General features: G+C 39.2%; 8 protein-coding genes. 4 read left to right on the plus strand and 4 right to left on the minus strand.

Features of this window, described 5'->3' with window-relative positions; genetic code table 11:
• Positions 1–420: 420 nt before the first annotated feature.
• Together gppA and rhlB are read right to left on the minus strand one after the other, a co-directional pair.
• Positions 421–1,914 (minus strand): guanosine-5'-triphosphate,3'-diphosphate diphosphatase, encoded by a 1,494-nt coding sequence (gppA, locus tag H5116_RS16955; protein WP_182716691.1) that lies wholly within the window; start codon positions 1,912–1,914, stop codon positions 421–423.
• Positions 1,915–1,957: 43 nt separating this feature from the next.
• Positions 1,958–3,235 (minus strand): ATP-dependent RNA helicase RhlB, encoded by a 1,278-nt coding sequence (gene rhlB / locus H5116_RS16960; protein WP_002960940.1) that lies wholly within the window; start codon positions 3,233–3,235, stop codon positions 1,958–1,960.
• Between the two features lie 91 nt (positions 3,236–3,326).
• Here rhlB and trxA point away from each other — a divergent pair, with 91 nt between their 5' ends.
• Positions 3,327–3,653, plus strand: coding sequence for a thioredoxin TrxA (gene trxA, locus H5116_RS16965; RefSeq protein ID WP_002960942.1), 327 nt, complete (start codon positions 3,327–3,329; stop codon positions 3,651–3,653).
• A gap of 186 nt (positions 3,654–3,839) precedes the next feature.
• The gene (gene rho, locus H5116_RS16970) at positions 3,840–5,099 is read left to right on the plus strand and encodes a transcription termination factor Rho (protein ID WP_002960945.1); all 1,260 of its coding nucleotides are present in this window, start codon (positions 3,840–3,842) and stop codon (positions 5,097–5,099) included.
• A 63-nt stretch (positions 5,100–5,162) separates the two neighbouring features.
• Here rho and H5116_RS16975 read toward each other — a convergent pair whose 3' ends face one another.
• Complete coding sequence (locus H5116_RS16975; protein WP_182716692.1) at positions 5,163–7,982, minus strand: ATP-binding protein; 2,820 nt, start codon at positions 7,980–7,982, stop codon at positions 5,163–5,165.
• Positions 7,983–8,058: 76 nt separating this feature from the next.
• Here H5116_RS16975 and H5116_RS16980 point away from each other — a divergent pair, with 76 nt between their 5' ends.
• The gene (locus tag H5116_RS16980) at positions 8,059–8,631 is read left to right on the plus strand and encodes a DNA-J related domain-containing protein (RefSeq protein WP_182716693.1); all 573 of its coding nucleotides are present in this window, start codon (positions 8,059–8,061) and stop codon (positions 8,629–8,631) included.
• Positions 8,632–8,653: 22 nt separating this feature from the next.
• Here the strand turns inward: H5116_RS16980 and dbpA are convergent, their stop codons facing one another.
• The gene (dbpA, locus tag H5116_RS16985) at positions 8,654–10,042 is read right to left on the minus strand and encodes an ATP-dependent RNA helicase DbpA (RefSeq protein ID WP_002960948.1); all 1,389 of its coding nucleotides are present in this window, start codon (positions 10,040–10,042) and stop codon (positions 8,654–8,656) included.
• A gap of 189 nt (positions 10,043–10,231) precedes the next feature.
• On the opposite strand from dbpA, the gene H5116_RS16990 reads away from it, so the two are divergent.
• Positions 10,232–12,310, plus strand: a complete 2,079-nt coding sequence (locus H5116_RS16990) for a TonB-dependent siderophore receptor (RefSeq protein WP_182696157.1) — start codon at positions 10,232–10,234, stop codon at positions 12,308–12,310.
• Positions 12,311–12,417: the final 107 nt, after the last annotated feature.

The following is a 12,417-nucleotide window of genomic DNA, read 5'->3' on the forward strand; positions in this document are numbered from 1 at the left end:
ATTGAGACTCTAATTTGTTTGCCTCGTTACTTGCTCAATAAAGAACGAAGTAGCTTGGCTGTTAGAACTCAATCTGTACGAGTGCCCACACAGATGATTGCTTTATATTGTTAAAGAACGTTGCGGTTAAAGTTAAACTTTATCTCGCTAGGGCTGCGCATATTACGCTTTCCTATTTTTTTGTCAACACTTAAATTTAAACTTTCTAAAAAGATTCAATCTAAGTTTTACTTAACACACTGAGTAGTTCGTGCTTAGCTATGCGTTGGCGTTTCCCGTCTCAGTGGGGTCGCATTATAGGGAGATCCGAAAACAGATCAACCCTTTTTTGAATAAAACTTGAAATAATGTGCTGTTCGCACATATTTACATCGAAATGGTTACTTTAAACACTAAAAAGGCCCTGATGGGCCTTTTTAATTAGTTTACTATGAGCTTCCAGCCAAGTTTTCCTTGCTGTTTAGACTCTTGTTGCAGCTCACTGGCCATTAATGGATGATCTTTTAACCAGTTACTTTCAAACTTAAGGTCTAACACTTCATTTTTAGCAGTTAACTCAAACTTAGGCAGTACATCATCTTGTCTGCGCATTGATAAAATGACTGCTATTCGTAGTAATCTCACTATATATTGCGCTAATAGACTATTTACGCCGAGTGAATTAAAACAACCTTTTGGAAAATCAGATCGATGTGCATCTGCTACCGCTACTATTAATTTATGCTCTGACTGTGAAAAACCAGGCATATCGGTATTTTCCAAAATATAAGCGGTATGTTTATGGTACTGCTTATACTCTATTAGTAATCCAATCTCATGAAGCTGCGCTACCGCTTTTAATAGTGGTAACCCATTTAAGCTTTCAATTGGCCAATCTTTATCAATACTCAGCGCTAACTGCATTGCCAAGCTTGAAACTCGACACGCTTGTTTTTGATCAACATGATAACGGCTCATAAACCCATCAACTGTGCGTTTGCGAATGTCGTTATTATGAAACTCCGGAACCATGCTATATAAAACACCTTCACGCAGTGCTCCACCCGCCAATCCCATTTTTTCTATTTCAAGAGATTCAAATAGTGCGATTAAGATTGCAAGTCCTGATACAAATACCAGTCGACGGTCTTCACTTAACCCAGGAAGGTCTAGCGCTGCAATAGTGCTAAATGCAATTGCTTGATCTTTTATGGTGTTGAGCTTTTCAAGTGTAAGTAAGTCGTCAAGATTTTGCGCGACCATAATTTCTTGAATTGCTTGTACTGTACCAGAAGCTCCAGATGCAATTTCCCATCCAGCTGCTTTATACTCTGGAGAAATTTCATCAATGACTGTACGAGCCGCTTTTATTGCTGCGTTAAAATTACTCTTACTTAGTTGGCAATCTTTAAAATAGCGTTCAAGATAGGTAACACACCCCATATTGAGGCTTTTGTAATGTAGGGCATCAAATGCTTTACCAATTACAACTTCTGTACTTGCACCACCAATATCAATAACAAGCTGTTTGCCAGTACAAGATGAAGTATGGGCAACACCTTTATAAATTGTGCGCGCTTCTAATTCTCCGCTGATAACATTAATGTTATGACCTAGAATTTTTTCGGCATGATTTTTAAATACGTCGGCGTTAGTTGCTAAGCGTAAGGTAGCTGTTGCTACTATGGTGATGTTTTTGTCTGGGATATCTTGTAGACGCTCAGCAAAAAGGGCAAGGCATTCCCAGCCTCGCTGCATTGCTTCTGTGCTTAATACGTTTCCTTTATCAAGCCCTGCGGCTAATCGGACTTTGCGTTTAACACGTCCAATTGTTTGTAGACCGCCAGCAATTGATTTGGCAATAAGCATATGAAAGCTATTTGAGCCCAAATCAATAACTGCGTACACATTTTTTTGCGGTTTAAGTTGCCCCACCGTTCAAAAACCTCTAGTTACTACTACTTATACAAACGGTCGCTTACGACCGTCCTTTTTGGTAACTATTATTTGGGCGACGTCCGCTGTTATTACTACGGTTACGTGGACCTGTTGAATAGTTGCGCTTTCTTTGAATAATAGGCTGAGTTAAATCATCTAGCAATGCTGTTTTATCATAATGTGATAAAGGAATGCTATGCTCTATATATTCTTCAATTTCATGCAGGTTGTATGCATATTGCTCACATGCAAAACTAATTGCGTGGCCTGATGCACCAGCGCGGCCAGTACGGCCAATACGGTGAACATAATCTTCACAATCGTCAGGTAAATCAAAGTTAAACACATGACTTACTTCTGGAATATGAAGACCACGCGCTGCAACATCGGTCGCAACTAAAAAGTCTAAATCACCTTTACTGAATTGCGCTAATATAGTTTGGCGTTTTTTCTGGTTAACATCACCAGTAAGCATACCTACACGATGACCGTCTGATTTAAGCCAAGCATAAACCGTCTCACAACTATGCTTGGTATTTGCAAACACGATTGCCTTCTCTGGCCATTCTTCTTCAATTAAGGTTAACAACAGCTTAATTTTATCTTCTTGCGAAGGATGAAATAGCTCTTCTTGAATACGTTTACCCGTTTTAACGTCAGGTTCAATTTGAACATGCTCTGGGTTTGTCATGTGCTCAAAAGCTAATTCTTGTACGCGGTACGACAATGTGGCAGAGAATAATAAGTTTAAACGCTTTGATGTATCTGGCATACGATCGAACATATAGCGAATATCTTTGATAAAACCTAAATCGAACATACGATCGGCTTCGTCCAGCACGACTACCTCAATTTCATTAAGGGTGTAACAGCCTTGCTTATACAGATCAATTAGGCGACCTGTAGTACCAATTAAAATATCAACGCCTTTTTCTAGTTGTGCACGTTGTTTTTCGTAATCTTCGCCACCATATACTAAACCTAAGTTAAGATTACAGTGCGGCGCTAAAATTTTAGCATCTTTGTGTATCTGAATCGCAAGCTCCCGAGTAGGGGCCATGATCAGGGCTCTTGGATGTTTACTAGGTGCTTTGCTAGATTGTAATAACCGATGGCACGTGGCGGTTAAAAACGCCAACGTTTTGCCTGTACCCGTTTGAGCTTGGCCCGCGATATCGCGTCCATCACAAATAAAAGGTAGGCATTTTGCTTGAATAGGTGTGCAATATTCAAACCCATTCTCGGTTAAACCGGCAACCACTTCCGGTGCGATAGCAAAGTCTGAAAACTTTTTATCGGTTAAATGTGTCTTAGTCATAGCGTTTAAGCATAACGTTTAAACTTGCAATAAGAAACAAGAGTGTTTAAATACGCACTAAATATTTCGCCTAACTAAATCGGAGAGCGCAATGAGCGAGAAAATAATCCAAATTACTGACGATAGCTTTGAAGCTGACGTATTACAATCAGACAAACCAGTACTAGTAGATTTCTGGGCTGAATGGTGTGGACCTTGTAAAATGATCGCCCCTATTCTTCACGAAGTTGCTGATGAATACGACAGCCGTGTGACTGTTGCTAAATTAAATATTGACCAAAATGCTGGCACACCGCCAAAGTTTGGTATTCGTGGTATCCCTACTTTACTTCTTTTTAAAGATGGCCAAGTAGCTGCAACGAAAGTAGGTGCTCTTTCAAAAACTCAACTTATCGAGTTTTTAGAAAACAACATCTAACGGTAAGCTAGAACAATAAAAAGGGCTTTTTTGCCCTTTTTTAAATTTATTTTGTATAAAGACTGGACGCTTTGCCAGTGAACTGCTAGTTTATAAAGCCAACTAATCCTTAGTTATATTCAACAAACCTCACTCAACGATCAAAGCGATTTTGAGTATGACAACTGTAATAAAGAACCCACCAATATGCATTTACGCGAATTAAAAGACAAGTCGATTAAAGAGCTTGTAGACTTAGCTGAGTCCATGGGGCTCGAAAACGTAGCCCGCTTAAGAAAGCAAGATATCATTTTTGCCATTCTTAAATCCCATGCCAAAGGCGGAGAGAATATCTTCGGCGGCGGTGTATTAGAGATTTTACAAGATGGTTTCGGCTTCTTAAGATCATCAGAAGCCTCTTACTTAGCTGGGCCAGATGACATTTATGTTTCACCTAGCCAAATTCGCCGTTTCAGCATGCGTACTGGCGATTCAATTTCAGGCCTTATTCGTCCACCTAAAGACGGTGAACGTTACTTTGCTTTACTCAAAGTAAATGAAGTTAACTTTGATAAACCTGAAAACTCTCGAACTAAAATTCTTTTTGAAAACCTTACTCCACTACATGCAAACGAACGTTTTCGCATGGAACGTGGTAACGGCAGTAAAGAAGATATTACAGCCCGTGTACTTGATTTAGCATCTCCAATTGGTCGCGGCCAACGTGGCTTGTTAGTAGCTCCGCCTAAAGCGGGTAAAACAATGCTACTTCAAAACATTGCACAATCAATTACGCATAATCATCCTGATGTAACATTAATGGTTTTACTTATTGATGAACGTCCGGAAGAAGTAACAGAGATGCAACGCCTAGTAAAAGGTGAAGTTATTGCATCAACGTTCGATGAGCCAGCTTCTCGTCACGTACAAGTTGCCGAAATGGTTATCGAAAAAGCAAAACGTTTAGTTGAACATAAAAAAGATGTTGTTATCTTATTGGATTCAATCACTCGTTTAGCACGTGCTTATAACACCGTTATTCCTTCATCAGGTAAAGTACTTACTGGTGGTGTTGACGCTAACGCATTACATAAACCTAAGCGCTTCTTTGGTGCTGCACGTAACGTTGAGGAAGGTGGTAGCTTAACAATCATAGCTACAGCGCTTATCGACACTGGCTCTAAAATGGATGAAGTTATCTACGAAGAGTTTAAAGGTACTGGTAACATGGAACTTCACCTTAACCGTAAAATTGCGGAAAGACGTGTATTCCCTGCTATCGACTTTAATCGCTCAGGCACTCGTCGTGAAGAATTACTAACAAAACCAGATGAGCTTCAAAAGCTTTGGATTTTACGTAAAATTGTTCATGACATGTCAGAAATTGATGCAATGGAATTCTTAATCGATAAACTATCGATGAGCAAAACCAATGATGAATTTTTTGATTCGATGAGACGCCAATAAAGCGTTTTAGCTGAATAAAAAAAGCGCCTAAGGCGCTTTTTTTATGTCTGGATTAAACACAGTTTAACTTTCGTTATACTTTTTAAGTACACTTTGCAGCGTATCAACGAGCGCTTTAAAGTCATTCGCACTACTTTTTTGGGTCCTGCGTAAAAGGGCTCTATCTAAACTTTGAGCCGATTGCGCAATTTCATCTAAACCAAACATTTGCGCCGCTCCTAAAATGCGATGACTATCTTTTTGTAGCGCGGCTAAATCTTCACTTATAAAATGCTGAGTAATCGTTTCACTCTCCAAAGCAAAGCTTTGCTTAAAACTAATGACAAGATCGCTCATATCAACTTCATTTTGCTTTGTAGTTGGCTGATCTTCTGCATTATGTAGGTGGCTGGAAAGCGCTTTATAAAATGACTCTTTATCTATCGGTTTACCTAAGTAACCACTAAACCCTAACTCTAAATAGCCATCCACTTCATGACTCATAGCATTTGCAGTTAAAGCAAAAATAGGCCGCTCAAAACCACACTGTTTTAATAGCTGAAAAGCAGAACGCCCATCCATCACAGGCATTTGAATATCGAGTAGCACTAAATCAGGATACTCTTTTAAGCACTGCTCTACCGCTTGCTCACCGTTTTCAACGGCAATAACCTCGAGCCCCATTGAACGTAAATAGCGGCTTATTAACCTTCGATTATCAGGGTGATCTTCTGCTAGTACAACACGCCCTGCCAATTGCTTATTTACCTTTGGAGCACTTTGAGTTTCAATCAGGCTTTGCGATTTATTTACTTCTGCGCACGGTAAAAAGAACGAAAACTGACTGCCCTTTTTGTATTCGCTTTGTACACTGATATAACCGCCCATCATCGCGGCTAATTGTTGCGATAAGCTAAGGCCTAACCCTGTCCCCCCAAAGCGACGGCTAATACTGTTATCAGCTTGGCTAAAGCATTCAAAAATAAGCTTTAACTGTTTAGAGCTCATACCAATACCGGTATCTTTTACAATAATCACTAGCCCTTGTTCACTCTTATTTAAAGCAATAATGATTTGGCCAGCGTGAGTAAACTTAATAGCATTAGCACATAAATTTATAAGAATTTGTTTTACGCGTATTAAATCCAGCTTAGTGTAAAACTCATTACCCACTTGATTGTCTAAAATGAGGCGTAAATTTTTTGCTTTTGCTTGAGTGATAAACATTGCATGTACGTCATTTACAAGCTCTACAATATCAAAGCACGAAATATTTAACTCTAACCTATTAGCTTCAATTTTACTTAAATCGAGCACGTCGTTTATTAAGCTTTTTAAATGGTCGCTATGGCGCTGAATTACTCTTAATTCATCTTTAAGTGACTCAGGCTCATATAATTCATTAATTAAAGCATCTGTTTGCCCTAAAATAGCCGTTAGTGGAGTGCGGATTTCGTGGCTAATATTGGCCAAAAACTGGCTTTTAACATCGTTAGCTTCTCTTAGCTCCTGTGCTATTGCCTGTAACTCTGCAGTGCGCTGCGTAACTTGCTCTGTTAACTGCTGCTTAGCGCGTTTTTCTGCGCCACGGCGGTAAAGCGCAATACCAGTTACAACAACCAAAAGTAATAGTAAAAAAGAGAATAAAGTAAGCTGAGAACGCTGCGACATTTTTAGCTCTTGCACACGTCGATCTTGTTTAAGTTTTTCTATTTCTTGGTTTAATTGTGTTGCTTTAAATTGATGCTGAAGTACCGCTAGTGCATTTATAATTGCTGTACTTCTGAGCTTTCGTAGCTCACTAATATATTCTTGTTGCAAGGCCATTGCGCTTGAATAATCGCCTTTACTGGCTTCAAGTAGTGCTTTAGTCCCTAAACCCTCCCTAATTATTCGCTCACTGCCATATTCGTGAGCAAGTGAAATAGCTCTATCTAAACTTATTTTCGCCTCTTCTAAGTTGCCTTTAACAAACTGAATTTTACCAAGCGCATGTAGCGCATTAAGCTCTAAATTATGGTTACCTATTTTAAGCGCATAGTACTCACCTAATTTAGCTTGCTCGTACGCTTCATCTACTTTTTTTAACACTAAATTAGTATTTGCCAAGTTAGTATATTGCGTAGATAACTTATTGTAATCATTGGCTGAAATATAATAACGCAGCGCTAGCTGGTAATAATGAAGTGCTAAGTCAAATTGATTACTCTCCATATGAGCAACACCCATATTGTTGTATACCTGCGCAATACCGCTTTTATCATCTAACCGCTGATAAACTTTAAGTACATCTTGATAAAGACTAAATGCACTATCGTAGCGTGATAAGCGTATATAAACGCCTGCTATATTAAGTAATATGTCGGTTTGATCTTGCTCACTACCGTGCGCTTCGTAAATAGCTTTTGCCTTTAAGTAAAACTCTAGGGTATCGCCTAGCTTATTCATATTAAAATAAGCCAAACCAATATTATTTAGTAAATTTGCTTGTTCAAGTAGTTGTTCATTTTTTTCAGCTAATACTAGGGTGCGGGTATATTCACTTATGGCCTTTTGAAATAAGCCTTGATAAAAAAGTGCTACACCTTGCATTTTTATTGCACGAAAGTGCTCGTCAGGAAAGAAAGTATCTGAAGTGTTTTTTTCTAATAATTTAAAATAGTGTAAAGATTCTTTAAAATTATCAGCCGATAACGCACTATTACCTAATGCCGAATAAACAGCGACACGCTCTTTTTTAGAAACGTTTTTATTAGCAAGTAACGTATTTGCTAATTGTAATTTAGGCTCCCACTGCACTTCGTTTTTGAATTGCTCAAATAACGAATCACTATTTTGGGCATAGCTAGGAGCTATTAGTACACAGCATATAGTAAATAAGAGGCATTTAAACTTGCCCAGCATAATTTTAATCCTTCAAACCGTTACTTATATCAGTGTAATCTTTATTGAAGATACACTAACTACTAGGGCCTAAACAATGCTTAACCCACTGATTGATGAGATTTTTGAGCTGATATTAACAAGGCAGGTTTGGCAAGTTCATACTTTAGCAGCAGAACTGACAAACCGCAGCGCAATAACAACACTCGATAAAAGCCCTGAACGTGATTTATTTAAACGTAACTTTTTAATTATGAATGCATTGTACCAACTGCAGGCACAATTACGCCCTCAAAGTTTACTCATTTCAACTCTGCATATCGAGCTTTTAGAAAAAGAAGATAATAGTTTAGTAACAACGAACGAAAATTTGCGAGATTATTATTTAGATTGGCGTAATTACGATACCGATGAAGAGAAAATTGATGAGCTTTTGAATAGTTTTTGGCGTCAGTTTAAAACGACATCACCACAACAAGTATTAAATGACAATGAATTTAAAGCGTTGGCTTTAGAATGGAAGTTACCCGAAAATTTCACTCTTAAAAACATTCAAAAGCGCTGGAGACAACTTGCATTACAGATGCACCCAGATAAACCAAATGGTTGTGAAGTTAAGTTTAAAAAAATAAAATTACAATACGAGCAGCTAAAGGTAGCTGCTCGCTAATTTGTAAATTTAGCGGTTTAAATTAACGAGTAAGGCGACGAGCGCGTATTTTACGCCCTTTAATGTTGCCTTCGGTTAGTTTGCGAAGTGCTGGTTTTGATGAGTTACGTTCAACAGCAACAAATGCTACGTTATCAAGTACGTTAATTTTACCTACTTGACGACCTGCAACCCCATCCTTACCTGTTAGAGCACCAAGAATATCGCCTGCACGTACTTTTTGCTTTTTACCTGAATCAATCATCAAAGTAACCATTTCAGGGCGGTACGGCGGTTTATCTAATAAATTAAACGGCGGCATTTGTTCTGGAGTAATATCACGCTCGTAATGATCGCCAATTTGTGCAATTTTAAACGCTTCAGCTTCACCGTAAATAGAACAAGCAATGCCCTTTTTACCAGCACGTCCAGTTCGGCCAACACGGTGAACATGTGTTTGCGTGTCATGCGCTAAATGGTAGTTAATAACCATATCCATGTCATCAATATCTAAACCTCGTGCAGCAACATCGGTTGCAACAAGTATTGAAGCGCTTTTATTTGAAAAGTGAATTAGCGTACGTTCACGATCGCGTTGCTCTAAATCACCGTGCAATGCAACAGCGCTGAAGCCTTCGTCAGCTAAATCATCACACACTTGTTGAGTTTCTACTTTGGTATTACAAAATACAACACAGCTTTGTGGTGTAAATTTAAGAAGTAATAACTTAAGCGTTGGATAGCGCTGCTTATTGTTATCCATTTTGTAGAAGTACTGCTTAATTGTGCTTTTGGCTTGCTCTTCTTCTACTTTAACCATTTCTGGGTTTTTAAGTACACGCTTAGCAATTGCTTCAATGGCTCTTGGGAATGTAGCACTAAATAACAATGTTTGACGATTTTGTGGAATACGCTCAATAATTGCATCAAGTGTGTCTTGAAAACCCATATCAAGCATTTGATCGGCTTCATCAAGCACCAATGTTTCCACATCATCTAAGCGTAGAGTACCTTTACGAATATGGTCATCAACACGCCCAGGTGTGCCAACAATAATATGCGCACCATGTTCAAGTGAACCTATTTGCGGGCCAATTGAAACACCACCACATAACGTCAATATTTTAATGTTATGAATGCCGCGCGCTAATTTACGCATTTCTACCGCAACCTGCTCGGCAAGTTCGCGAGTAGGACACAAGACTAAAGATTGAATACGAAAGCGTTTTACGTTTAATTTAGCTAACACACCCAAGCTAAACGCAGCAGTTTTACCTGAACCGGTTTTTGCCTGAGCAATGATGTCTTTACCAGCAAGTACAGGCGGCAAACTTTGCGCTTGTACAGGTGTCATGTGGGCATAGCCAAGGGTTGATAAGTTATCAACGAGTCCAGCCGGTAAAGCCAAAGATGAAAAAGCAGTTGAAGTCACAGTAAGTTCCATAGCAATAAAATAACATGGGAGAAAGCCCCACTAATATGCAGCTTATAATAGCAGAATTCGTAATTGGCAACCATTAACAAACACATTATAAAACATGTTAATGAAAGGTGTTGAAAATGATAGTAGTTTGCATTAAGATCACGATTGTTTTTTACATACCTGCGCTGGAAGCAATTAATGAAACTGAATTCTATTTACATAGCTCTATTAGCAAGCATTACGACAAGCACATATGCAAACACTACCGACCTTGAACGCATAGAAGTAAAGGGTAGCTACTTTAACGATTACAAAGTAGATAACGCTAATGGCGCAATGAGAACATCAGCTTCATTACTTGAAACTGCACAATCTGTCACTGTAATAACCGACACTATTATTAGCGAACAGCTTGCCACTACACTTGGCGAAGTACTCACAAATGACGCAAGCTTAACTGCAGGCTCACAACAACGAAATCGTGAGGTATTTAACTTACGCGGCTTTGAGCTGAGCTCATCGACAGGTTATTTACGCGACGGTCATCAGCATTGGTCGCACTATCAGCAACCAATCGAAATTTTGCAGCAAGTTGAAGTAATTAAAGGCCCATCAAGTATTTTATATGGTCAGTCAGGCCCGGGTGGCTTGGTTAACATGGTAACTAAAAAACCTACAGCACAAACACTATTTAATGCCAGTGCCGATGTAGATCAGCATGGCTCAACCCGCTTTATGGTTGATGCTGCAGGTGCCTTGACTGAATCGGAAGATTTACGTGCTCGCGGGATTTTAGTAAAGCAAGACGTTGACTACTGGCGTGAGTACCAAAACGGTGAAAATCGTGAACGCGACCGCTTTTTAGGTGCTTTAATTGTAGATTACGATATTAGCGATAACGCATTAGTACGTGTGCATTACGACCGCACAGATGACGAAGCAGGTTTAGATACTGGCGCATGGATAGACGATAATGCTAATGTAATTGGTAGCGATAAAACAATCCGTGATATGTCTTGGGCGTTTACCGATATTACCGTAGAAAACCTAGGTGTAGACCTAGAAGTATTTTTAACCGATAACTGGCAAGTAAAACTTGGCTATAACGAACAAACGTTTGAACGTCAACGCTTTGAGTCAGCACCTCGCATGCCTAGTAGCTTTGCTGAAGGTGACAGCTATGAATCTCGTCCTTACGACCGTTTTGACGATTGGCAATTTAAAACTGCATTTATTGATTTTATTGGTGAATTTAAAACAGGTAGCTTACAGCATCAGTTTTTAATTGGCGCAAACTCGCTAGATTACTACTACGGGCAACGCCGTACTTCTGCTGACTACTTTGATTTTTCTGCAGGACAGGCAGAACCATCACGCCCATCTGTAAGTTATAAAACAGATGATACAGTAAGCGAAACTGAATACGACTATTACGGTATTTACGTTCAGGACTTAATTTCGTTCTCACCACAATGGCAATTATCGCTAGGTGGCCGTTACGATAAGCAAACTCGAGAAGGTGCAGATAACGAGTCATTTGTACCAAAGGTAGGTGTGCTTTATCATCCAAATACTTCGGCAACTATATATGCAAGTTACTCAGAAGGTTTTGAGCCTCAAGGTAGTGAAACTCTGATTGATGAAACCGATGTAAATAATGGCATGAAGCTAGATGCCATTACCTCAGAGCAAAGAGAGATTGGTATTAAATGGCAATTATTTGATGACCGTTTACTGCTTACAGGTGCAATTTTTGATATTAGTAAAGAAGGCACACTTGTTAGCGAACAGCTTGAGACGCCTATTGGCTCATTCACAAGTGAAACAAACCAAGTGGGTGAACAACGCCATAAAGGTGTTGAAGTAAGCGCACAAGGTGCTGCTACCGACCGCTTATTTGTTATGGCATCAACTATGTATCTAGATGCTAACTTTGAACGCGATGAAGTATTGGAAGGTAAACGCCCTACCGATGCACCAAAATGGTCGGCATCACTTTGGACTCGTTATGAATTAAACGACGCCATTGCCATTAACGCTGGCGCTTTTTACGAAGGCGAGCGCTTTGCAGATAGCGATAATACAATTACTAAAGATGCATATACACGTGTTGATGTTGGCGCCACTTATAAGTTTAACTTAAGCAATACCGATATTAATTTACGTCTTAACATCGAAAACTTATTTGATAAAAGCTATTTAGGTGGTGGCGGCACGAGTAATGTAACTATTGGCGAGGGCACAAATCTTCGTTTAGCAGCGCAATTTAGCTTTTAAATAAATGCCTTAAATAACAGTGTTAAAAGATAGCCCGCGTACATTTACGCGGGCTTTTTTATATCTAAACGTTTATACCTAACAGCATTAAACCTATTACAAAGCCT

The organism is Pseudoalteromonas sp. SG45-2 (genome assembly GCF_014164115.1).
GTDB lineage: Bacteria > Pseudomonadota > Gammaproteobacteria > Enterobacterales > Alteromonadaceae > Pseudoalteromonas > Pseudoalteromonas distincta.